The sequence below is a fragment of the Thermus sp. 2.9 genome (assembly GCF_000794385.1).
Classification (GTDB): domain Bacteria; phylum Deinococcota; class Deinococci; order Deinococcales; family Thermaceae; genus Thermus; species Thermus thalpophilus.
Genome location: NZ_JTJB01000007.1, coordinates 1 through 21,724, shown reverse-complemented (window position 1 = coordinate 21,724; position 21,724 = coordinate 1). Strand labels below are relative to the sequence as shown.

Annotated in this window: 26 protein-coding genes, 1 pseudogene and 1 riboswitch; of the genes and pseudogenes, 22 read left to right on the top strand and 5 right to left on the bottom strand. The window is 70.0% G+C overall.

Translation table 11 applies throughout. From position 1 onward, the window contains the following. Positions 1-62: 62 nt before the first annotated feature. Positions 63-227: riboswitch (cobalamin riboswitch) on the top strand. Between the two features lie 92 nt (positions 228-319). From QT17_RS14265 to QT17_RS03915, 20 genes are read left to right on the top strand one after another with little or no spacing between them, the layout of a single operon-like run. Further along, positions 320-661, top strand: coding sequence for a hypothetical protein (locus QT17_RS14265; protein WP_235283721.1), 342 nt, complete (start codon positions 320-322; stop codon positions 659-661). Continuing rightward, positions 633-980: a hypothetical protein gene (locus QT17_RS14260; protein WP_369792361.1), complete on the top strand. Its 348-nt coding sequence runs from the start codon at positions 633-635 to the stop codon at positions 978-980. The genes QT17_RS14265 and QT17_RS14260 overlap by 29 nt, the downstream gene beginning before the upstream one ends. Further along, on the top strand, positions 977-2,077 hold the full coding sequence (locus QT17_RS03995; RefSeq protein ID WP_039456665.1) for a cobalt-precorrin-5B (C(1))-methyltransferase: 1,101 nt from the start codon (positions 977-979) through the stop codon (positions 2,075-2,077). The genes QT17_RS14260 and QT17_RS03995 overlap by 4 nt, the downstream gene beginning before the upstream one ends. Continuing rightward, a complete protein-coding gene (locus tag QT17_RS03990; RefSeq protein WP_081995766.1) occupies positions 2,070-2,768 on the top strand; it encodes a precorrin-8X methylmutase in 699 nt (232 codons plus the stop codon). The genes QT17_RS03995 and QT17_RS03990 overlap by 8 nt, the downstream gene beginning before the upstream one ends. A 2-nt stretch (positions 2,769-2,770) precedes the next feature. Further along, positions 2,771-3,985 carry a bifunctional cobalt-precorrin-7 (C(5))-methyltransferase/cobalt-precorrin-6B (C(15))-methyltransferase gene (locus QT17_RS03985; protein ID WP_039456654.1) on the top strand — a complete coding sequence of 405 codons (1,215 nt, stop codon included), beginning with the start codon at positions 2,771-2,773 and terminating at the stop codon, positions 3,983-3,985. Further along, on the top strand, positions 3,982-4,230 hold the full coding sequence (locus QT17_RS14700; protein ID WP_255347412.1) for an SAM-dependent methyltransferase: 249 nt from the start codon (positions 3,982-3,984) through the stop codon (positions 4,228-4,230). Before QT17_RS03985 ends, QT17_RS14700 begins: the two co-directional genes overlap by 4 nt. Next, positions 4,130-4,663, top strand: coding sequence for an SAM-dependent methyltransferase (locus QT17_RS03980; RefSeq protein ID WP_369792360.1), 534 nt, complete (start codon positions 4,130-4,132; stop codon positions 4,661-4,663). The genes QT17_RS14700 and QT17_RS03980 overlap by 101 nt, the downstream gene beginning before the upstream one ends. Continuing rightward, complete coding sequence (locus tag QT17_RS03975) at positions 4,651-5,391, top strand: cobalt-precorrin-4/precorrin-4 C(11)-methyltransferase (protein ID WP_039456653.1); 741 nt, start codon at positions 4,651-4,653, stop codon at positions 5,389-5,391. Before QT17_RS03980 ends, QT17_RS03975 begins: the two co-directional genes overlap by 13 nt. Positions 5,392-5,393: 2 nt before the next feature. Beyond that, positions 5,394-6,257 carry a precorrin-3B C(17)-methyltransferase gene (cobJ, locus tag QT17_RS03970; RefSeq protein WP_039456647.1) on the top strand — a complete coding sequence of 288 codons (864 nt, stop codon included), beginning with the start codon at positions 5,394-5,396 and terminating at the stop codon, positions 6,255-6,257. Beyond that, on the top strand, positions 6,250-7,326 hold the full coding sequence (locus QT17_RS03965) for a cobalt-precorrin 5A hydrolase (protein ID WP_039456645.1): 1,077 nt from the start codon (positions 6,250-6,252) through the stop codon (positions 7,324-7,326). The genes cobJ and QT17_RS03965 overlap by 8 nt, the downstream gene beginning before the upstream one ends. Beyond that, positions 7,323-8,426 (top strand): CbiX/SirB N-terminal domain-containing protein, encoded by a 1,104-nt coding sequence (locus QT17_RS03960; protein WP_039456643.1) that lies wholly within the window; start codon positions 7,323-7,325, stop codon positions 8,424-8,426. Before QT17_RS03965 ends, QT17_RS03960 begins: the two co-directional genes overlap by 4 nt. After that, complete coding sequence (locus tag QT17_RS03955; RefSeq protein ID WP_039456641.1) at positions 8,427-8,789, top strand: DUF3209 family protein; 363 nt, start codon at positions 8,427-8,429, stop codon at positions 8,787-8,789. Then, positions 8,786-9,475 carry a uroporphyrinogen-III C-methyltransferase gene (cobA, locus tag QT17_RS03950; RefSeq protein ID WP_039456639.1) on the top strand — a complete coding sequence of 230 codons (690 nt, stop codon included), beginning with the start codon at positions 8,786-8,788 and terminating at the stop codon, positions 9,473-9,475. Before QT17_RS03955 ends, cobA begins: the two co-directional genes overlap by 4 nt. Next, positions 9,472-10,320 carry an adenosylcobinamide-phosphate synthase CbiB gene (gene cbiB, locus QT17_RS03945; RefSeq protein WP_039456637.1) on the top strand — a complete coding sequence of 283 codons (849 nt, stop codon included), beginning with the start codon at positions 9,472-9,474 and terminating at the stop codon, positions 10,318-10,320. The genes cobA and cbiB overlap by 4 nt, the downstream gene beginning before the upstream one ends. 9 nt (positions 10,321-10,329) lie before the next feature. Further along, positions 10,330-10,641 carry a HEPN domain-containing protein gene (locus QT17_RS03940; RefSeq protein WP_235283719.1) on the top strand — a complete coding sequence of 104 codons (312 nt, stop codon included), beginning with the start codon at positions 10,330-10,332 and terminating at the stop codon, positions 10,639-10,641. A 53-nt stretch (positions 10,642-10,694) separates the two neighbouring features. Further along, positions 10,695-11,024, top strand: coding sequence for a nucleotidyltransferase domain-containing protein (locus QT17_RS03935; protein WP_039456634.1), 330 nt, complete (start codon positions 10,695-10,697; stop codon positions 11,022-11,024). Positions 11,025-11,069: 45 nt separating this feature from the next. After that, the gene (locus tag QT17_RS03930) at positions 11,070-12,068 is read left to right on the top strand and encodes a histidinol-phosphate transaminase (RefSeq protein ID WP_039456632.1); all 999 of its coding nucleotides are present in this window, start codon (positions 11,070-11,072) and stop codon (positions 12,066-12,068) included. A gap of 4 nt (positions 12,069-12,072) precedes the next feature. Further along, positions 12,073-12,408 (top strand): nucleotidyltransferase domain-containing protein, encoded by a 336-nt coding sequence (locus QT17_RS03925; RefSeq protein ID WP_039456631.1) that lies wholly within the window; start codon positions 12,073-12,075, stop codon positions 12,406-12,408. Continuing rightward, positions 12,377-12,787 carry a HEPN domain-containing protein gene (locus QT17_RS03920; protein WP_039456629.1) on the top strand — a complete coding sequence of 137 codons (411 nt, stop codon included), beginning with the start codon at positions 12,377-12,379 and terminating at the stop codon, positions 12,785-12,787. The genes QT17_RS03925 and QT17_RS03920 overlap by 32 nt, the downstream gene beginning before the upstream one ends. After that, positions 12,777-14,714: a cobyric acid synthase gene (locus QT17_RS03915; RefSeq protein WP_039456626.1), complete on the top strand. Its 1,938-nt coding sequence runs from the start codon at positions 12,777-12,779 to the stop codon at positions 14,712-14,714. The genes QT17_RS03920 and QT17_RS03915 overlap by 11 nt, the downstream gene beginning before the upstream one ends. Here the strand turns inward: QT17_RS03915 and QT17_RS03910 are convergent. The 5 genes and pseudogenes from QT17_RS03910 to QT17_RS14830 form a co-directional block, all read right to left on the bottom strand. Beyond that, a complete protein-coding gene (locus QT17_RS03910; RefSeq protein WP_039456624.1) occupies positions 14,689-16,224 on the bottom strand; it encodes a DEAD/DEAH box helicase in 1,536 nt (511 codons plus the stop codon). The genes QT17_RS03915 and QT17_RS03910 overlap by 26 nt on opposite strands. A gap of 77 nt (positions 16,225-16,301) precedes the next feature. Continuing rightward, complete coding sequence (gene glp, locus QT17_RS03905) at positions 16,302-17,516, bottom strand: gephyrin-like molybdotransferase Glp (RefSeq protein ID WP_039456671.1); 1,215 nt, start codon at positions 17,514-17,516, stop codon at positions 16,302-16,304. 11 nt (positions 17,517-17,527) lie between these two features. Continuing rightward, positions 17,528-17,644 carry a hypothetical protein gene (locus tag QT17_RS14695; RefSeq protein ID WP_255347414.1) on the bottom strand — a complete coding sequence of 39 codons (117 nt, stop codon included), beginning with the start codon at positions 17,642-17,644 and terminating at the stop codon, positions 17,528-17,530. A 145-nt stretch (positions 17,645-17,789) separates the two neighbouring features. Next, positions 17,790-18,872 (bottom strand): annotated as a pseudogene (locus tag QT17_RS13230) (S8 family serine peptidase); the annotation flags it as partial. 9 nt (positions 18,873-18,881) lie between these two features. Continuing rightward, positions 18,882-19,976: a tetratricopeptide repeat protein gene (locus QT17_RS14830; protein ID WP_304412957.1), complete on the bottom strand. Its 1,095-nt coding sequence runs from the start codon at positions 19,974-19,976 to the stop codon at positions 18,882-18,884. A gap of 660 nt (positions 19,977-20,636) precedes the next feature. On the opposite strand from QT17_RS14830, the gene QT17_RS03895 reads away from it, so the two are divergent. Both QT17_RS03895 and QT17_RS03890 read left to right on the top strand, forming a co-directional pair. Further along, positions 20,637-21,395, top strand: coding sequence for a hypothetical protein (locus tag QT17_RS03895; protein ID WP_039456621.1), 759 nt, complete (start codon positions 20,637-20,639; stop codon positions 21,393-21,395). A 6-nt stretch (positions 21,396-21,401) separates the two neighbouring features. Beyond that, the coding region (locus QT17_RS03890; RefSeq protein ID WP_039456668.1) for an IS256 family transposase at positions 21,402-21,724 on the top strand (323 nt) is incomplete at its 3' end.

Sequence of the window (21,724 nt, the reverse complement as noted above, 5' to 3'; positions counted from 1 at the left end):
CTCTTGCCCCCGGGCATTGACGGGGACCTCTAGGGGAAGTAAAACAGAGGCAAGCCCCCCAGCGGGGCCCGTGCGGCTAGGGTGCCCCAAGGCCCGGATGTCTTGGGGCGTCAAAGGGGGAAGACCGGTGAAAGTCCGGCGCTGTGCCGCAACGGTAACCGACCCACACACAAGACCCTTCGTCTTGGTCGGAAGCCCGAACACCCGCCCTAGTCCGCGCCTCACCTGCCCCCGAGCAGGGGCGAAAGGAGGCAAGGATGAGAAGAAAACCTGGTCTTCGGCATAGGCTCGCGGTTCCGCCCACAAGTAGAGGAGCCCCATGACGGGCCTGGACCTCTTCGCCGTGGCCCTGGGGGTGCGCCACGGTGTGGACCCCGATCACTTGGCCGCGGTGGACGGGCTTTCCCGGGTGCGTCCCTCCCCCTACAACGGGATCCTCTTCGCCCTGGGGCACGGGGGGGTGGTCACGTTGCTCGCCTTTCCCGCCGCCCTTCTCCTGAAAGGGGTGGACCTGGAGGCCCTCCACCTCCCCACCTTCCTCCTCCTTCTGGTGGGGGGGCTCAACCTCTACCGCCTCCTCAGGCCCGAGGAAAGGGCCCCCCGCCCGCCTTCCCCTCCTCCACCCCCTCCTCCTGGGCGTCCTCTTCGGCCTGGGGTTTGAGACCGCCAGCCAGCTTTCCGCCCTGGCCCTCTCCGCGGAACTCTCCCCTCTCCGGCTGGGGCTCCTCTTCACCCTGGGGATGCTCCTGGTGGACGGGGTGGACGGGCTCCTAGCAAGCCGCCTGCAGAACCTGGCCCGCGACTCGGAGCGGGCCAAGCGGGCGAGCCGCTTCCTGGGCTGGGCGGTGGTGGCGGTGGCCTTCCTCCTGGCCGCGGCGGAGCTTTCGGCCTTGGACCTCGAGGCCCTCGCCCTCCCCTTGGGCCTGGGCCTCTTTGGGCTTTTGGTTTCCTTGAGGCTTTACGCCCTGCGCCCGGCATGAGCCACCCCTACCCCCCGCCCCGCGACAAGAAGGGAAGCCGCATCGGCTTCACCACGGGGGCCAACGCCGCCGCCGCGGCCAAGGCCGCGGCCCTGGCCCTTCTGGGGGAGACCCCAGAGGTGGTGGACATCTGGCTTCCCGCGGGCTGGCGGCAACCCTTCCAGGTCTTCCGCCTGGAGTGGAAGGGGGAAGGGGTTTTGGTGGGGATGATCAAGGACGCCGGGGACGACCCCGACGTGACCCACGGGGCGGAGATCCAGGCCTACGCCCGCTTCGCCAGCGAGGACCGGCTGGAAGGAGGTGAGGGGGTGGGGGTGGTGACCAAGCCGGGGCTCGGGGTGCCCGTGGGGGAGCCCGCCATCAACCCGGTGCCGCGCCGGATGATCTGGGAAGCGGTGCGGGAGGTGACGGACCGTCCCCTGGCCATCACCATCGCCATCCCCGGGGGGGAGGAGTTGGCGAAGCGGACGCTCAACCCCCGGCTCGGGATCCTGGGGGGCCTCTCGGTGCTGGGCACCACGGGGGTGGTGAAGCCCTACTCCACCAGCGCCTTCCGCATGAGCGTGGTCCAGGCGGTGGGGGTGGCGCGGGCCAACGGCCTTCTGGAGATCGCCGCCACCACCGGGGGCAAGAGCGAGCGCTTCGCCCAGAAGCTCCTCCCCCACCTCCCCGAGATGGCCTTCATAGAGATGGGGGATTTCGTGGGGGACGTGCTCAGGGCGGCGCGGAAGGTGGGGATTGAGGTGGTGCGGATCGTGGGGATGATCGGAAAAATATCCAAGATGGCCGACGGCAAGACCATGACCCACGCCGCAGGAAGCGAGGTGAACCTGCCCATGCTCCTGGGTCTCCTCAAGGAGGCGGGGGCAAGCCCCCGGGCCCTCAAGGAGGCGGAAGGGGCCGCCACCGCCCGCAGGTTCTACGAGATCGCCCTGGAGGAGGGGCTTGACCGCTTCTTCCTGAACCTCGTGCGCCTGGCCCAGGAGAAGCTCCGGGCCTACATCGGCCCGCGGCCCTTCGTGAGCGTGGCCCTCACGGACTTTGACGAGGGGCGGTGCCTCGCCGCCTGGCCGGACCGGGAGGTGTACCGTGGATGACCTGATCAAAACCCAAAGGAACCCGGCCCACCAGATGACGGAAAGGGGAAGGGCCATAGAGGAGGAAAGCTTCCGCGTGGTGGACGAGGAAGCCGGCCCCCACAGCTTCTCCGAGCTGGAGTGGCCCATCGTCCGCCGCATGATCCACGCCACCGCCGACTTTGAGTACAAGGAGCTCACCCGCTTTAGCCCAAAAGCGGTGGAGGCGGGCCTTAAGGCCCTCATGGCCGGGGCGCGGATCCTGGTGGACGCCCGCATGATCGCCTGCGGCCTCAACCCCGAGCGCCTGCGTCTTTTCGGCAACGAGGTGGTGGAGCTCCTCTCCCACCCCGAGGTGGTGGAAAGGGCCAAGGCCACGGGGGGCACCCGGGCCGAGGCGGCGGTGCGGTACGCGGAGGAAAGGGGCCTTTTGGAAGGGGCCATCGTGGGGGTGGGCAACGCCCCCACCTTCCTCCTGGCCCTGGTGGAGGCGGTCCGGCGGGGGGCGCAGCCCGCCCTGGTCCTGGGGATGCCCGTGGGGTTCGTGAACGTCCTCGAGGCCAAGCGGGCCCTCATGGAGGCCCCCGTCCCCTGGATCGTCACCGAGGGGCGCAAGGGCGGCTCCACCCTGGTGGTGGCGGCCCTCCACGCCCTCCTGCGCCTGGCCGCGGACGGGGGCGTGGACACCTCCAAGGCTTATCGGGGAGGCTAGCCGTGGTCTACCTCATCGGCCTAGGCGCCCGCGGGCGGGAAGGGATGAGCCTCCTGGCCCTTCGGCGGGTGGAGGGGGCGGAGGTCCTCATCGGAGGGACGCGGCACCTCGCCCACTTCCCCGAGCACCCCGGGGAGAAGCTCCCGGTGAAGGGCCCCCTGGAGCCCCTCCTCCAGGAGGCGGAGGAGCGGGTGCGGGCGGGGAAGAAGGTGGCCTTCCTGGCCTCGGGGGATCCCCTCTTCCACGGCATCGGCAAGCGGGTTCTGGAACGCTTTCCCGAGGCGGAGATCCACCCGGCACCCACCGCCTTCCAAGAGGCCTTCGCCCGGCTCCGCCTCCCCTGGGACGAGGCCCGCTTCTTCTCCCTCCACGCTAAGCCCCTTGGGGGGGTACTCCTGGAGGTGGCCCTCTCCCCCCTCTCCGTGGTCTACACCGACCCCGAGAACACCCCGGCCCGGATCGCGGGGGCCCTCCTGGCCATGGGGGCCGGGCCCTTCCGGGCCCACGTGGCGGAAAGGCTTGGGGAGGAGGACGAGCGGGTCCGGAGCTTCCCCAGCCTCGAGGCCGTGGCCCAGGAGCGCTTCCTGGACCCCAACGTCCTCATCCTGGAGGCCCAAGGCCCCCTCCCCCCCCGCTTGGGCTTCTTCCCCGACGAGGCCTTTGAACAGCGGATGCCCAAGCGGGGCCTCATCACCAAACGGGAGGTGCGGCTTTTGGCCCTGGGCCTCCTCGCCCTCCCCCCAGACGGGATCCTCTGGGACATCGGGGCCGGCACGGGGAGCGTGGGGATTGAGGCGGCGCGGCTCGCCCCCTGGGGGCGGGTCTACGCCGTGGAGAAAAACCCCGAGTCCTGGCCCCACATTGAGGAGAACGCCCGCCGCTTCGGCGCCCACAACCTCGTCCTGGTCCGGGGGGAGGCCCCCGAAGCCCTACGGGGCCTGCCCGTCCCCCACGCCGTCTTCGTGGGGGGAAGCGGCGGGGAGATGCGGGGCATCCTGGAGGAGAGCCTGAGGGCCTTGCGGCCAGGGGGAAGGCTGGTGGTGGCGGCCATCACCTTGGAAAACCTCCTGGAAGCATACGCCTTCCTGCGGGAGAGGGGGCTTGGGGTGGAGGGCATCCAGGTGCAGGCGAGCCGGGTGGTGCCCCTCGGGCCCTACCGCCGGCTGGAGGCGCAGAACCCCACCGTCCTCCTCGCCGCCACCAAGGAGGGGGCATGAGGCTCTACCTCCTGGGCGTGGGCCCCGGGGACCCCGAGCTCATCACCCTGCGGGCCCTCCACCTCATCCAGCGCCTCCCCGTCCTCTTCTACCCCCCAGGAGGAGGGGCGGGAGCCCCTGGCCCTCAGGGCGGCGAGGCCCCACATCCCCCCCGGCAAGCCCCTCGTCCCCCTGCCCCTCTTCACGGGGCACGACCCCCAGGCCCGGGAGGCGGCGCGCCGGGAGGCAGCGAGGACCATCCTTAAGGCGCTGTCCCAACATGGGGAAGGGGGCTACCTGGTCCTGGGGGACAGCCTCCTCTATGCCTCCCCCCTCAACCTCCTCCCCTACCTGGAGGGGATAGAGGTGGAGGCCGTCCCCGGCATCAGCGCTCACCAGCTGGCGGCCGCCCGGGTCCTCCGGCCCATCGCCCTGGGGGAGGGGGGGTTTGCCGCGGTGACGGGGCTTAAGGGGGTGGACCCTGAGGGGCTCGCCCGCTTCCAAAGCGTCTTCGTGTACAAGGCCAAGGACCTCGCCGCCCTAAGGCGGGCCTTCCCCGAGCGGAGGGGCTTCGCCTTCCTGCGGCTCGGGATGGAGGGGGAAAAGGTCCTCCCCCTGGAGGAGGCGGAAGGGGTGGAGCGGGACTACTGGACCCTGGTGGGGCTTTGGCAAAGGGAGGAGGAAGGATGGAAAGGGTAGTCCACGTGGTGGGCGGAGGGCCGGGGGACCCCGAGCTCCTCACGGTGAAGGGGGCGAGGCTCCTAAAGGAGTCCCGCTTCGTCCTCTACACGGGTAGCCTTTTCCCCGAGGAGTCCCTTAAGGCCCTCGCCCCCCAGGCGCGCCTGGCCGACTCCAAGGGAATGGTCCTGGAGGAGATCGTAGCCCTCCTGGCGGAGGAGGCGGGGAAGGGAAGGGTGGTGCGGCTCCACTCGGGGGACCCCGGGCTCTATGGGACCCTCCTGGAGGAGAAGGAGGCCCTCGAGGCCCTGGGGGTGCGGGTGGAGGTGGTCCCGGGGGTCACCGCCGCCTTCGCCCTGGCGGCCCGGGCGGGCCTTTCCCTCACCGCCCCCGAGGTGGCCCAGGCGGTGGCCTTCACCCGGCTTGGGGTGCGGACCCCTGTTCCCGAGGGCCAGGACCCCAAAAGCCTGGCGGCCAAGGGCCTCACCCTGGCCATTTACCTCTCGGGCATGCACCCGAAGCGGCTTTCCCGGGAGCTATTGGAGGCGGGCCTGGCCCCGGACACCCCCGTGCTCTTCGGGCACAAGGTGGGGCAGGCGGGGGAGGAGGTGGGGCTCACGGACCTCCGGGGCCTCGAGGGCCTCCCCGCCCGGGACACCACCGTCTTCCTGGTGGGGGAGGCCCTGCGGGCAAAGGGGGTGCGGAGCCGGCTCTACGCCCCGGACTTCCGGCACCGCTTTAGGAGGTGAAGATGGGAGAACTCTACCTGGTGGGCATGGGCCCCGGCGACCTTCCGGGCCTCACCCTAGCGGCTAAGGAGGCCCTGGAAGGGGCGGAGGTGGTGATCGGCTACAGCACCTACATCAAGCTCCTGGAGGAGATGGGGCTCCTCGTGGGCAAGGAGGTCGTGCGCAAGGGCATGACGGAGGAGCTGGACCGGGCGGAGGAGGCCCTGGAGCGGGCGCTTGCCGGCCAGCGGGTGGCCCTTGTCTCCGGGGGAGACCCCGGGATCTACGGCATGGCCGCCCCCGTGTTGGAGCTCATGGAGGAGAGGGGGTTCCGCCGGGTGGACGGGGGGGTGGGCCTGCCGGGCCGCTTCGCCCAGGGGGGGCGGGAGGTCCTCCTCAAGGTGATCCCCGGGGTCACCGCGGCCAACGCCGTGGCGAGCCTCCTCGGAAGCCCCTTGGCCCACGACACCTGCCTCATCAGCCTCTCCGACCTCCTCACCCCCTGGCCCCTCATTGAAAGGCGGCTCCACGCCGCCGGGCAGGGGGATTTCGTGGTGGTCCTTTACAACCCCCAGAGCAAACGGCGCACCTGGCAGCTTGGGAAAAGCGCGGAGATCCTCCTCCAGTACCGCCCCCCAGAAACCCCCGCTGCCCTGGTGAAGAGCGCCTACCGGAAGCGGGAGGAGGTAACCCTCACCACCCTGGAAGGGCTCAAGGAGGCGGAGGCGGGCATGCTCACCACCGTGGTCATCGGCAACCGCCACAGCCGCTTCTTTGAGGGCACCCTCCTCACCCCAAGGGGCTACGGGCTCAAGTACGACCTGGACACGGGGGAACCCTTGCCGGGGGAGACGCCGGGGCTTTCCTTGCGGAGGCGGGATGGCTGAGGTGGGCCCCCTGCGGCCGGAACGGGTGGCGGTCTACACCCTCACCCTGCCGGGGCTCAAGGTGGCGGAGGCGGTACACCGGGCCCTGCCCGGGAGCACCCTCTACGTGGCGGGGAAGTACCGGGGGCTCGTGGAGGCCAGCTTCTTTGACGAGCCCATCCGCGACCTCCTGGCCAAAACCTGGCCCCTTCACGACGGGCACGTCTTCGTCATGGCAGCGGGGATCGTCCTAAGGGCCATCGCCCCCCTCATCCTGGACAAGCGGGTGGACCCCGCCGTCTTGGTGGTGGACCTCAAGGGGCGCTACTTCGTCCCCCTCCTCGCCGGGCACCTCGGGGGGGCTAACCCCCTGGCCCGCTACCTGGCGGAGGCCCTGGGGGGCGAGGCGGTCCTCACCACGGGCACGGACAGCCTGGCGCTTCCCGCCCCCGACCTCCTGGCCAAGGCCCTCGCGGCAAGGGTGCCGGACTGGAAGCCCCTCAAGGAGGTCTCCGCCCTCCTGGTGGACGGGAGGCCCGTGGGCTTCTACTCCGACTGCGTGGACCTAAGCCCCCTGGCCCGCTACCCGACCTTACGCCTTCTCCCCAGGCCGGAGCCGGAAGGGGTGGAGGGCATGGTCCTCTTCACGGTGAAAAGGCCCTTTTCCCTTCCCGTCCCCGCCCTCTTCGCCCACCCCCCCGCCCTGGTCCTGGGCCTCGGCTGCAACCGGGGCACGCCCCAGGAGGAGATCCGGCAGGAGGTCCTCCGCTTCCTGGAGGAGGGGGGGTTTGCCCTCGAGGCCCTGGCCCGGCTCGCCACCGCCACCCTAAAGCAAGACGAGGCGGGGCTTTTGGCCTTCGCCCAGGAGCTGGGGCTTCCCCTCCGCTTCCACCCCCCAGAGGTGCTGAACGCCCAGCCCATCCCCAACCCCTCGGAGGTGGTCTTCCGGCACACGGGGTTATGGGGCGTGGCGGAGGCGGCGGTGTTGGCGGAGGGGGCGAGGCTCCTTGTGGAGAAGACCAAGCGGGGCAACCTCACCCTGGCCCTGGGGGTCCTGCCCTTGCGGATCCCCGAGGAGGCCCTGCCGTGATCCTCCTCGCCGCCCACGGCTCCCCCGACCGGAGGGCCCAGGCCCTGGCCCGGGGGCTCGCCAAAGGGCTGACGCGGCGGCTTGGGATGGAGGTCCACCTGGGCTTCATAGAGCACGACCGGCCCACCCTCCTCGAGGCCGCCCTCGCCCTGGCGGAACGGGGAGGCGGGGTGGTCCTCCCCCTCCTCCTCCTGGGAGCGGGCCACCTCAAGGCGGACCTGCCCCTGGCCCTGGAGGCGGCGAGGGCCCGCCACCCCGAGGCCCGCTTCCGCCTCGCCCGGCCCCTCGGAACCCATCCCGCCCTGGTGGCCCTTTGGGCGGAGCGGCTCCGCCGACGGGGGGCTACCCCCGAGGACGCCGCCCTCCTGGTCCTCCGGGGCGGCTCGGACCCCGGGGCAAACGCCGAGGGCGCCGCCCTGGCCCGCCTCCTGGAGGAGGCCACGGGCATCCCCACCCTCCCCGCCTACGCTGCCAAGGCCCGCCCCACCCCGAGGGAGGCCCTCCTGCGGCTCGCTGGGCTAAGGCCCCGCCGGGTCTACCTCCTCCCCCACCTCTTCTTCCGCGGCGTGGTGGAGGAGCGCCTCTTGAAGCGGGTGGGAGGGCTTTCCCTGGAGGTCCTCCCGCCCCTCATGGGCCACCCCGCCCTTCTAGAGGCCCTGGAGGACCGCTACCGGGAGGCTTTGGAGGGGGGCTACGCCCCTTGCGACACCTGCCGCTTCCGCTTCCCCATAGGCCGCTTCGCCCCCCGGCGGGAGGCCCAGATCGCCGGGCTGCGCGCCCTTCGCCACGCCCTCTTCGCCCCGGGGCGCCACCCCCACGGCCCCTTCACCCACCTCCTCCTCTGCACGGGAGAGGCTTGCCGGGAGGCCGGGGCCCTGCCCCTCCTCCGCGCCTTGGAGGAGGGGCTTAAGGAACTCGGTCCCCTGGTCCAGCTCACCCCCACCCCTTGCCTGGGGCGGTGCGGCAAGGGGCCCATCCTCCTGGCCTACCCCGAAGGGGTGGTCTACGGGGGAATGGAACCCAAGGACGTGCTCCCCTTCCGAAGGACGCACCTGGAAGGGGGCGAGATCTTTGCCCCCAAGCTTTTGGAGGTGATCTAGATGGCGTGCCACGAGCTTTCGGCCCTTAGGATTGCACTAGGAGAGCTTTTGGAGAAGGAGGCCCACGACCTCGCCCACGAGCGGGAGGAGCTGGCCCCCATCCTGGAGGGGCGTCCTGAGATCCGGCGCCTGGCCGAGGCCAAGACCCTTCCCGCCCTGGAGGCCGCCCTGCGGGAAGCCCTCCTCCGCTTGGAGGAAAAGGCGGCGGAAGAGGAGGAGCCCTACTGGCGGGGGCTCCTCCTGGCGAGCGAGGCCGCCCTGGCCCGGCTCCAGGCCCTGCGGAGGGAGGTGGAGGCCTTCTACCAGGACCTGGACTCCCTCCACCATCGGCTCCACCGCCTCTTCCCGAGAAGGCGGGGATGAAGGGAAAGGTCTACCTGGTGGGGGCGGGGTTTGGAGGGCCCGAGCACCTTACCCTAAGGGCCCTCAAGGCCCTGGAGGAGGCGGAGGTGGTCCTGCACGACCGGTTGGTCCACCCCGGGGTGCTGGCCCTGGCCAAGGGGGAAAGGATCCCCGTGGGCAAGGAGGGGTACGGGGAAAAGACGCCCCAAGAGGCCATCACCAAAAGGCTCATCGCCCTGGCCCGGGCGGGGAAGGTGGTGGCCCGGCTTAAGGGAGGGGACCCCATGGTCTTCGGCCGGGGCGGAGAGGAGGCCCTGGCCCTCCAGCGGGCCGGCATCCCCTTTGAGGTGATCCCCGGGGTGACGAGCGCCGTGGGGGCCCTGAGCAGCCTGGGCCTACCCCTCACCTTCCGAGGCCTCGCCAAGAGCTTCGCCGTGGCCACGGGGCATGACCCCACCCTTCCCCTGCCCCAGGCGGACACCCTGGTCCTCCTCATGCCCCTCCACGCCCTGGCAGGGTTGAAGGAGCGGCTTCTGGAGCGCTTCCCCTCCGAAACCCCCCTGGCCCTCCTGGCCCGGGTGGGCTGGCCGGGGGAGGAGGTGCGGTTGGGCCGGATCCGGGACCTCCCGGAGCTGGGTGCGGGTCTCCCCTCCCCCGCCCTCCTGGTGGTGGGGCCGGTGGTGGGGCTCTACGCCGAGCTCCTGTGAGCCTCCTCCTGGCCCTCCTCCTGGACGCCCTCCTGGGCGAGCCCCCTGCTTCCCTCCACCCCGTGGTCTGGATGGGGCGGTACCTGGGGTGGGCCTGGCGTCGGGTGCGGGGGTTCTGGTCGGGGGCCTTGTACTGGACCCTAGGGGCCCTCCTCTTCGCCCTTCCCGCCCTCCTCCTGGACCTCCTCCTCCGTCCCCTGGCCCTGGGGTGGGTCCTCCTGGGCCTCCTCCTCAAGCCCCTCTTTAGCCTCCGCATGCTCCTGGAGGAGGTGCTTGGGGTGGAAAGGGCATTGGCGGACTGCCTCCCCCAGGCCCGCAGGCGGCTTTCCCGCATCGTCAGCCGCAAGACGGAGGACCTCTCGGCGGAGGAGGTGCGGGAAGCGTCCCTGGAAAGCCTGGCGGAAAACCTCTCCGATAGCCTGGTGGCCCCCCTTCTCTACTACGCCCTCCTGGGCCTAGGCGGGGCGGCCCTTTACCGCTACGCCAACACCGCCGACGCCATGTGGGGCTACCCGGAGCACGGGGCCAAGGGGGCCTTCGCCGCCCGGGCAGACGACCTCCTCAACCTCCTCCCCGCCCGGCTCACCGCCCTCCTCCTCTGCCCCCCTGGGCTTTGGCCGCGGCTTTGGCGGGAGGCCCGCAAGACCCCTTCCCCCAACGCCGGCTTCCCCATGGCCGCCTTGGCCCTTCGGCTCGGGGTGCGCCTCCGGAAGCGGGGCGTCTACGCCCTGAACCCCGAGGCCCCATCCCCCGGTCCCGCCCACGTGGGAAAGGCCCTTTGGTGGGTGGGGGGCGTGGGCTACGGGGTGGGGCTCCTCCTGGCCCTGACCGAGGCGGTGGGGTAGACTTTTGCCGTGGAGCGGAGCCGGGATTTCCTGCTCCAGGCCAAACGGGATCTGGAGCAGGCTTCGCTATCGCTCCGGGAAGGGTTCTACGAGTGGACGGCCTTCGCGGCGCAACAGGCCGCGGAGAAGGCGGTGAAGGCCGTCTTCCAAAGGTTGGGTGCCGTGGCTTGGGGCCGCTCGGTGGCCGGCCTCCTGGAGGCGCTCTCCCAGACCTTTCCCGTTCCCGAAGCCCTACTGGACGCCGCCAGCGAGCTGGACAAGGCCTATATACCAAGCCGATACCCGGACGCCCTGCCGGAAGGCGGAAGGAGCCCCCTTTGAGCGCTACCGAAGGGGGGAGTCCGAGCGCCTCCTGGCGCATGCGGAAAGCATTTATGGATTCTGTGAGGGTCTTCTATCCCAAATGGACGCGGGAGGAACTCCTCCGCCGCCTGAAGGAGGGGGTTGAGGCACTGGGGGCGGAGATACCCCTCCTCGAGGCCTGGCTCTTCGGCTCCTGGGCCCGGGGAAGGGCCCTGGTGGGAAGCGACGTGGACGTCCTCGTGATCTACCGGGGGGCCCGCCGTGAGGATCTCCATCTTCTCGCCCGCCGCGCTTTCCCGGGGCTTCCGGTGGAGCTTCACGCCTATGCGGAGGAGGAAGCGGCACGCCTCGCCTCCGTCCTGGAGCGCATGCGCCAAGGGGCCCTCCGCCTCTACCCTTAGCCTAGGCCCCATTCTTGCCTGAGGCGCTTTCCTACCATGGAGGGCATGTTGGACGACGTGCTGAGGCCCATCCACGGTGGGCCAGATGGAGGCCCAGAACCCCTTTACGACTTCTCCACCAACGCCAACGCCCTGGGGCCCAACCCCGTGATCCTGGCCCACCTCCGGCGGGCCGACCCCAGCCGCTACCCCGATCCCCTCTACCGGAGGCTCCGGGAGGCCCTGGCGGAGGCCCACGGGGTGGCCCCCGAGAACGTGGCCGTGGGCACGGGGACGAGCGAGCTCATCCACCGCCTGGCCCGCTGGAGCTACCTCAGGGGCCCCATGCTCCTCCTTCCCCCCACCTTCAGCGAGTACGCCCGGGCGGCCAGGGCCCTGGAGCTTCCCCTCTGGGAGGCAAAGAGCCCCGAGGAGTTCCTGGCCCTCCTCCCCAGAAGCTCCCTGGCCTTCCTCTGTGTGCCCAACAACCCCACGGGGGAGGTCTACCCCTTCCTGGAGGAGGCGGCACAGCGGGCCGGGGGGGCCTTGGTCCTGGACCTGGCCTATTACCCCCTCGCGGAAAACCCCCCTCCCCTACCCCAGAGGGCCTTCCGGCTCTACAGCCCCAACAAGGCCCACGGCCTCACGGGGGTGCGGGCGGGCTACCTGGTGGCCCCCCTGGACCTCACCCATTTCCAAAACCTCGCCCCCTCCTGGCCCGTTTCCGTCTACGGGGAGGCCCTTCTTCTGGGCCACCTACACCCCGAGGCCCAGGCCTGGCTGGAGGAGAGCAAAAAGGAACTCTTCCGCCTCCGGCGCCTCCTGGCGGAGGGCCTGAAGGGGCTTGGGCTAGAGGTGCGGGAAAGCCCCGCCAACTTCCTCCTGGTCCGGGTGGGGAGGGCCACGGAGGTGGCCCTGGCCCTGAGGGAAAGGGGCATCCGGGTCCGGGACTGCACCAGCTTCGGGCTTCCCGCGTGGCTCCGCCTTTCCGCTCAGAAGGAGGAGGCCATCGCGGCGCTCCTCCAAGCGTTAGGGAAGGTCCTCGCCACGGTCCGGGTAGACTGAGGGGGTGCGGGTGGAGCTTCGGACCTACTTAGAGGGGGCGGTGGAGCGGCTCCCAAGCGCCTTTGCCCACGAGGCCCTCTACCTCTTCGGCTCCCACGCCCGGGGCACGGCGGACGCCCGCTCGGACCTAGACCTCCTGGTGGTGGCGGAGACGGACCTCCCTCCCCTGGAGCGGATCGGCAGGGTCCTGGAGTTGCTGAAGGACGCACCGCTGCCCGTGGAGGCCATCGTCCTCACGCCCAGGGAACTGGCGGAGCGGAAGGACCTCCCGTTCCTGGCGGGAGTCCTCAAGGAGGCGGTACCCCTCTATGAGCGCGGAGAAGCGGAAGGCCGAGGCTAGGCGGTGGCTTCTCCAGACCCAGGACGATTGGGAGGCGGGAAAGGCCCTCCTCCAGGCCCGCAAGTTCGCCCAAGCGGCCTTCCTGGCCCAGCAGGCCGGGGAAAAGGCCCTCAAGGGGCTTTGGCTTTTCCTGGGCCTGGACCCTTGGAGTGACAGCCTCGCCCGCCTCCTCCGCGACCTCCCCGGGGAGGAAGCCCCTGCCTTCCAGCACCTCCTCCCCCAGGCCCTCTCCCTGGACAAGCTCTACATCCCCACCCGCTACCCCGACGCCCTCCCCGGGCTTACCCCCAAGGAGGCGTACACGGAGGAGGAGGCGGAAAAGGCTCTAGAGGACGCCAAGGCCATCCTCGAGGCGGTGGAGGTGCGGCTTGCGGGCTAAGGCCCTAGCGGTCTGGGGCACGGGGAGCGGGGTGGGGAAGAGCCTCTTCGTGGCGGGGCTTCTCCGCCACTTCCGCCGGATGGGCCTCAAGGCCGCCCCCTTCAAAGCCCAGAACATGGCCAACCACGCCCGGGTGGCCCGGGGCGGGGAGCTGGCCACCGCCCAGTGGCTCCAGGCCCTGGCGGCCGGGGTGGAGGCGGAGGTGCGGATGAACCCCATCCTGGTGAAGCCCTTCGGGGAGCGGGGGGCCCAGGTGGTGGTCCTGGGCCGGGTGGACCCCTTCCTCTCCTCCCTGCCCTGGCAGGAGCGGAAGCACCACCTGGAGGCGCCCGTGCGGGAGGCCTTGGAGGGCCTTTTGGCGGAGTACGAGCTTTTGGTGCTGGAGGGGGCGGGAAGCCCGGTGGAGCGGAACCTCTGGCCCGACCTCCCCAACCTCAAGGTGGCGGAGTGGGCCGGGGCCAAGGCCCTCCTGGTGGCGGACGTGGACCAGGGAGGGGCCTTGGCGGCCCTCTACGGCACCTGGGCCCTTCTAGGAGAGCACCGGGAGCGTCTCGTCGGCTTCGCCTTCAACAAGTTCCGGGGGGACCTCTCCCTCCTCACCCCCGCCTACCGCCTCCTGGAGGGCTGGACAGGGGTGCCGGTCCTGGGAACCCTCCCCATGCTCCCCCTGGAGCTCCCCGAGGAGGACGGCTTCCGCTACCGCCCTAGGGCCGGGGAGGGCCCCAAGGTGGCCATCCTCCGCTACCCCCACGCCGCCAACCTGGATGAGTTCTGGCCCCTCGCCGAGCTCGCCCGCCCCATACACGCCCAAAGCCCCGAGGAGGCGGAAGGGGCCGAGCTCCTGATCCTCCCCGGAAGCCGCCTCCCCGCCCGGGACCTCCCCTGGCTCAGGCGCTTCCTGCCCCTCCTAAGGCGCCACCTGGAGGCGGGCAAGCCCCTCCTCGCCGTCTGCGGCGGGGCGGAGATGCTCGCCGAGGCCATCCTGGACGAGGAGGGGGTGGAGGAGAAGGGAGTCTTCCCCGGGCTTGGCCTCCTCCCCCACCGGGTGCGGATGCGCCGGGAGAAGCGGGTGGAGGCCAAGGAGGTGTCCCTTTTGGGGCTCACGGGGTACTGGGCCCGGCTCAACGGCCTAAAGGTGCGGGGCTACGAGATCCACCACGGGGAGGGCCTGCCCCTCTTCCACCAGGAGGGAAGCCTCCTCGCCACCTGGCTCCACGGCCTCCTGGAAAACCCCGGGGTGCAACGGGCCCTCTTCGGCCGGGAGGCCAAGGGCCTGGAGGAAGCCTTGGACGCCCTGGCGGACGCCCTCGAGGCCCACCTGGACCTCAAGCGCCTCCGAAGGGCCTTGGGGCTATCAGGAAAGGCCTTCCCCGCAGGAAGCGCCAAGCCCCCTGACCCTCCCCCGCCCCCCGGCCTCGTCCTCCTCTTGGGCGGGGCGAAAAGCGGCAAAAGCCGCTTCGCCCAACGGCTCGCTGGGCCCTATGCCACCTTGATCGCCACCGCCGAGCCCCGGGACGAGGAAATGGCGGAAAGGATCCGCCGCCACCGAGAGGAGCGTCCCCCCACCTGGGAGACCCTGGAGGAGCCCCTCGCCTTGGCGGAGGCGCTCACGCGGGCCCGCCACCCCACGGTGGTGGTGGACTGCCTCACCCTTTGGGTCTCAAACCTGCTGGAACACGGCCTGGACCCCCTGGAGGAAGCGGAGCGCTTCCTGAGGGCGGTGGAGGGAAGCGGCAAGCGGGTCATCGCCGTGTCCAACGAGGTGGGCCTGGGCATCGTCCCCGCCAACCCCCTGGCCCGCCGCTACCGCGACCTTCTGGGGGAGGTGAACGCCCGTTTGGTGGAAGCGGCGGAAGCGGTGTACTTCTTGGTGGCAGGCCGGGCCCTGTCCCTCAAAGGACCTAACCCCGCACCCGGCGTCGGTTAGGCGCGGGCTCAGGCAGGGCCTCCACCCGCTTGGCCCTTTCCAGCTTGACCCCCTGCACCTCCGCCAGCCGGGGCAGGTCCTGGGGGCGGAGGTCCACGTAGAAGCCCTCCTCCCCTTGGGCGATCTTCCCCACCTCGAGGCCCTTCTCCTTTAAAAGCGCCACCAGCCGGGGCAAGGTGAGCCTAGGCCCCGTGGCCTTAAAGGTGAGCCAGCCTTCTTCCCCCGTGAGGAGGCTCTTCTCCTTGGGCGCCCCGCCCAAGAGGAGGGCCATGAGGGCCGCCACCACCTCCACCCGCCCCTCGGCGAAGAGGCGTCCGGCGAAGTCCAGGTAGGGCTTAAAGTCCCGCTCCGGCACCCGGGCCAAGCGGGCCAGGAGGTGGTGCCACTTGGCCTCCAGGACCTCCTCGGGGGTGGGGGGGTTCACCCGCTTAAAGGTGCGCCCCACCGCCCGCTCCAGCTCGGAGAGCTCCCGCTTCTCCCGGGGGCTATAGAGGATCACCACCTCGCCCCCCCGCCCGGCCCGCCCGGTGCGGCCGGAGCGGTGCTGGTAGGTCTCCGCCTTGTCGGGCAGGCGGTGGTGGACCACCAGGTCCACCTCGGGGATGTCCAGGCCCCGGGCGGCCACGTCCGTGGCCACCAGGATCCGCACCTCCCCCTCGCGGAAGGCCCGCATCACCCGCTCCCGGTCCGTCTGGGAAAGGTCCCCGTGGATGGCCCGGGCCGGATGGCCCAAGCGGATTAGCCCCGTGGCCACCTCTTCCGTTTCCGCCTTGGTGCGGGTGAAGACGATGCCCCGCTTGGGCGCCTTCACGTAAAGGAGATCGGAAAGCAGGGCCAGGCGGTCGCTTGGGGCCAGGATGGCCTCCTCCTGGTAGGTGACCCCTTCCTCCCGCACCACGTTGATGACCACGGGGGCCTTCATGTAGCGCTCGGCGAGCCTCCGGGCCCAGGAGGGCAAGGTGGCGGAAAAGAGAAGGGTCTGCCGCTCCGCCGGGGTGGCGGAAAGGATGGCCTCCACCTCCTCCTCAAAGCCCATGGAGAGCATCTCGTCCGCCTCGTCCAAGACGGCGATCTGCACCTCGGAAAGGTCCAGGACCCCTTGCCTCAAGTAGTCCAGGGCCCGCCCCGGGGTAGCCACCACCACGTCCGCCCCCCGGGCGAGCTCCTCCTTCTGCTTGCCGTAGCCCGTGCCCCCGTAAACCGCCACCACCTTGAGGTGGGGGGCCACGGCGCCCACCTCCCCCGCCACCTGGAGGGCCAGCTCCCGGGTGGGGGTGAGGATGAGGGCCCTCGGCTTCCTCCCCCGCACCGGGCTCGGCTCCAGGGCCTGGGCGATGGGCAGGGCGAAGGCCAGGGTCTTGCCGGTGCCCGTGCGGGCCTGGCCGATGAGGTCCTTGCCTTCCAGGGCCAAGGGCAACGCCGCCGCCTGGATGGGGGTCGGGGCGGTGATGCCCCGCCGGGCCAAGGCTTCCTTGATCGCTTCCTTCAGGGGAAAGTCTTTGAACTCCATTCTCGCTCGCTTCCCGGGCCCCACCCGCGCCCGAAAAGGAGAGGGGTAAAGCCCGTAAACTTTTTAAGTCTAGTGAACTAGAGCACGAAAGTCAAGGGAATGACCTCCACCTCCGCCCCCGCTTGGGCGTCCAGGTCCGGGGGAAGGACCACCAGGGCGTTGCCGAAGGCCATGGAGCGGAGGACGCCGCTGCTTTGGTTGCCCGTGGTGCGCACCACGAGCCCCTCCTCAAAGGCCAGCACTCCCCGGCGGAAGACCTTCTTCCCCTTGGCCCCCTTGAAGGGGGTGAGGGCCTTGGCCTTAAGGGGGCGGTAAGGGGGGTCGGTGCGCTCCTGGAGGCGGAAGAGGAAGGGCCTCCCATAGAGGAAGAAGGTGACCATGCTGGACACGGGGTTGCCCGGGAGGCCCAAAACGGGAAGCTCCCCAAGCCGGGCCAGGAGCAAGGGCCCTCCAGGCTGTTGCTTGACCTTCCAGAAGACCACCTCGCCCCTTTCCTCCAAGACCCGCCGCACCACGTCGTACGCCCCCATGGAAACCCCCCCCGAGGTGAGGAGGAGGTCCAAAGGCCCCGCCCTCTCCAGCCGGGCCAGGACCTCCTCGGGGCGGTCCGGCACCTTGCCCAGGAGGACGGGCTCGCCCCCCGCCTCGAGGACCAACCCCAGCAGGCTGTAGGCGTTGGAGTTGTACACCCCGCCGAAGGGCAACGCCTCCCCCGGCTCCACCACCTCGTCCCCCGTGGAAAGGATCCCCACCCGGGGCCGGCGGAAGACCTTCAGGCGGGGATAGCCCATGGCCGCCGCCAGGCCGAGCCTCCCCGGGGTGAGGAGGTCGCCCCGCCTCAGGTAGACCTCCCCCCGCCTCAGGTCATCCCCCTTGGGCCTTATGTCCTTGGGGCTCGCCGGGGCGAAGAGGAGAACATACTCCCCTTCCCGCCTCGTATCCTCCACCCGAACAACGGCGTTGGCCCCTTGGGGGATGGGGGCCCCCGTGTAGACGGCCACCGCCTCCTTCTCCCCGATCCTTCCCGCAAAAGGCCTTCCCGCCGGGGCTTCACCAATAACCCTCAAGCGCACAGGGGTTTCCGGGGAAGCCCCCAGGGTATCCTCCTCCCGACAGGCGTAGCCGTCTATGGCGGTGTCGTCCTGGTCCGGGTGGTCCACCAAGGAGGCCAGGTCCTCAGCCAGGACCCGACCGTAAGCCTCCCGTAAGGGAATTTCCTCCACCCCTAGCTCCCCTTTCGCCTCCGCCAAAACCAGCGCCAAGGCTTCCTCCACGCTGAGGTTCGTGCGCATACCCCAAAAGTCTAAGGGAGGCGCAAAGCCCCAGCCCCCACCGCCTCCTTGGGATGGGGAAGCGGCTTGGCCCAGCCCTTTAACAGCTCCTCGTACCCCCTCGGGTCCAACCCCGGCCTTTCCTCCATGAGAAGGGCCAAGGCACCCGCAACCCAAGGCGCGGCGAAGGAGCTTCCCCGACACACCGCTTCCACCCCCCCGGCCCCGGCAAGCCACCTCCCCCGGGGCGAGGAGGTCCAGGTAGGCACCCCAGGTGCTGAAGGAAGCAGGTCCCTGAAGGCCAGCGTCCAGGGCGCCCACGGCCAGAAGCCCTGGAAGGTCAAAGGCGGCAGGGTAATGGGCAGGCCCCTGTGGCCCTTGGTTGCCCGCCGCCGCCACCACCCCCACCCCTTCCGCCAAAGCCCGACGCAGCACGGCCTCCAGGGCTTCCACCGGGGTGTCCCCCCCAAGGCTTAAGTTGAGGACCAAGGGCCGAGGCCCCTCCAAGGCGTAGCAGACCCCCTGGACCACGCGGCTTGCCCGGCACACCCCCTGCCCGTCGCACACCCGCACGGGCAGGATCCCGGCCCCCGGCGCCACCCCCAGGACCAAGGAGGCCACCTGGGTGCCGTGTCCTCCGGGAAAAGCGTCCTGGGGAAGCGTATCCCCCTCCACAAAATCGTACCCCGGGAGGAAGCGCTCCCCAGGAAGGGGCTCTACCCCGGTGTCCAACACCGCCACCGCCACGCCCTTCCCCCGCACGTCCCGGGCCCAAAAACCCTTCGCCCCCACAAAGTTCAGCTCCTCCTGGTCCAAAGACCAGAGGCTTTCTGGGTCCGCCTTGTACGCGGGGTCTTGGGCCTCGAGGGCCTCCAAGGCCAAGCCAAGGGGGAGGCCTTCCACCCCAAGACGGTAGAGGCGCAGGCCGCACCGCCCTAGGCTCCGCTCCTCCAGCACCCGGAAGCCCGGGGGCAGGCGGAGGGGCTTGCCCTCTGGAAGGAAGAGGAGGGCCTCCTCCCGCACCACCTGGCCTAGGACCACGAGCTCCGCCTCCACCGCAGGGCTTCCCCGGGCCACAACCCGCCGCTTCCCCCCGGGCACCGCCGGCACGCGGAAGCGCACCTCCCCAGGCCGCCGCTCCACCACGGGCGCCTCCACCCCATCCACGGTAACCCGGACCCTTTCCGGAGAGATGTCCCCAATGCCGAGCCGCACCTCCTCTCCCACCAAGGCCCTACGGGGATAAAGAACCCCTGGGGAAAGGGGCGCCGGGTTCTCCGAATACAGGGTAAGGGCGAAGAGGAGGGCGCTACCCAAAAGGAACAGCAATCCCCCCACCAAGCCCCAGGGTACTTGGGGGACAGGCTTGGTCTCCATAGGGAGATTCTACGGCACAAGGCGGGCTAGGCGCTCCCGGTACCGCTCGGCAAGGGACTCGTGCCCCGCCTCTTGCAGGAGGGCCACCGCTTCTTCCAAAAAAGCCCTTTCTCCCCGAAGCTCCGCCAAGTTGGCCAGCACCGCGGCCGTGAGCACCACCTCCCCCGCCTCCTGAGCCAGGAGGAGGGCCTTGCGGTAGGCGTCTTCTGCTTCCTCCCCCCGCCCCTGACGGTGGTAAAGGACCCCTAAGTTGTTCCAGGCCCGCCCCAACACCTCGAGGCTCCCCCCCTCTTCCCCTAGGTCCAAAGCCTCGCGGTAGAGGTTTTCGGCAGCGGCAAAGTCGCCAAGCCGCTCCCGGTAGACCCCCAGGTTAAGGAGCAGCCGGGCCCGGGCCAAAGCTCCCTTGGCCCCCGAAAGGGCCTCTTGGAAGGCCCGCTCCACCACCTCCTGGGCCGCCCCGCCCTCGGCCAAGGCCAGGGCGCGGTTACCCAAAGCCCCGGCGTAGCGCTCCTCCTCCCCTTGCGCCAGGAAGCGCACCGCCGCCCGAGCGAAAGCCTCCGCCGCCTCCTGGGGCTTACCCTCCCCGAGGAGCAGGTACCCCCTGAGGTTCCAAGCCTCCGCCGATCCCTCCCTTATCCCTTCCAGGACCTGCCAGGCCTCCTGCCGCCGGCCCAGGCGGAAGGCGATGACGCCCCTGAGGAGGCGCACCTCTTCGCTTTCGGGAAGGTCCGCCAAAAGCGCCAGGGCCTCCCGAAAGCGCCCCAAGCGCTCCAAGGCCCGGGTCCGCAGGAGGCGAACGGGGGGGAGGTCTGGGGCACCCTGCAAGAAGTCCAGGGCCCCCTTGGGGTTGCGGGAAAGGAGGACCTTGGCCTCGGCCACAAACGCCTCCACCGCCCGCGCCAGATCCTCCCCTCGGAGCAAGGGGACGGCGAGGCGGTAGAGGTGCCCCGCCTCCCGCAAGGGGCGTCCCCGCGCCAAAGCCAGGGCCTCCTCCTGAGCCTCGAGGCCCAAGGGAGGCTTCAGCCAGGGCATGCCCTTGGCGTCCACCAGGCCCTGGAGCTTCAGGCGGGCAAGGATCTCCCCCCCCGGGCGCCTCCCCCCCAAGGAGCAGGCGAAAGAAGGCCCGCCTCACCTCCTCGGGCAGGAGGAGCTTCTCCAGGCGGGGCGGGCGGGGGGGGTCAAGAAGCCCAGGCAGGGAAAGAAGGCGCTCCCAAAGAGCCTCCGCCTCCTCCACAAAGCCCAAGGCAGCGAGGCCCAAGGCGGCCCGCTTGACCCCTCGGGCCAGCTTCCGCGCCACCTCCTCCCGTCTGCGCCACACCCACTCCTCTAGTTCCTCTGAAAGCTTTAGGGTGAGGCGCTCCAAGAAGGCCCCGCGGTAGAGGCGCAAAGCCTCCTCCACCCTCCCCTCCCTGAGGGCCTGAAACACCGCGGGCAGGTCCAGGTTCACCCGGGCAACCAGAACCTCCTCCCCCACCACCACCCCCAGGGGCCGAAGCTGGACCAAGGCCACCGCCAGGCTGTTGAGGGGATCCCGGGCTCGGGGCCAAAAGAGCTCAGCCAGGTGGCGGCGCGGTTTGGGCCCCTCCACCGCCAGATAGGCCAATAGGAGGAGCGGCTTTTCCCGGCCGAACCCCACTCCCTCCAGTTCCGGCCCCCCCAGGGTGCGGAGAAGCATGCTCCTATACTACCCCTCTCCCGTTCATGCCCCATTCAAGCCCCGTTCAGGTCCCCCTTGCTTTCCTAGGAGCCGGGAGGTGATCCCAGATGAAAAAGACGGCAAGGTTTTGGAAGGCTCTAGCGCTTGGAGGCACCCTCATCCTCACCGCCTGCAACGGGGGCGGGCCCAGCGGTACCCAGGTCCAGGTGCAGCTGGTGAACGGCTTGGACGAGCCCATCAACGCCACCGCCGCCGCCTACCGGGTGGGCAACGGCCCCTTCCAGCCCCTGAACCCCAGCGGGCTCGGCACCTACACCTTCACCGTCCCCGCGGGGCAGGACCGCTACACCGTGGTCTTCCGCTGCCCCTCCTTTGGCACCTTGAGCGCCGCGGTGAACGCCCAGAGCTACGAGCTCACCCTTCAGGAGGCCACCACTTTCAAAGCGCGCTGCTTTGGGGCTTATGCGGGCCCAGAGGCCAACTTAAACCAAAGCGACGACAACACCAGCAGCCAGAATTTCAGCGGGGGGTCTGCCACGGTCCACTCGGCCACGGTCATTACAGTCCTCTCGGACGAGGGAAGCAACGGCATAGTCAACGACATTGACAACGCGTTCCGCGTTCCCGTGGGCCCAAACCGGGAGGTGGCCATCTTCGGGTCAGTGGGGGGTACCTACTACTTTGGGCGGGACTTCTTCAGCATCAGCCCCACCACCACCACCCTCCCCTCCCCCATCACCGTGAACCCGGTAAGCGCAAGCTTCGCCACCTCAAACCCTGCCCAAGCCAACCTCCTGGGCAAGGAGGTGAACATCTCCTTGGGGTCAGGCACCTCCTTCCCCGGTCGTGTAAGGATTTATGTGTAAGGGTCCGTGTTTAATAGGGGGGCACACCTTAGCACGAGGAGGTGCCCCGTGGACCAGGATACCTTGCGGATCTTGCTGAGGGAAGCGGTGCGGGAGACAGTAGCCGAGGTTCTGCAGACGGTTCTGGAGCTGGACCGGACGGCCTTCTTGCAGGTGCACGGAGGCCGCAGGAACGGCTACTACCCCCGCAAGCTGGAGACCACCTTCGGCCAGGTGGACCTGAAGGTCCCTAGGGATCGGGAATCTCGGTATTACCCGGCTTTCCTTAAGCCCTACGTCCGCCGCCTGGTGGACGTGGGGGAAGTGGCGGTAGCCCTTTACGCCGCCGG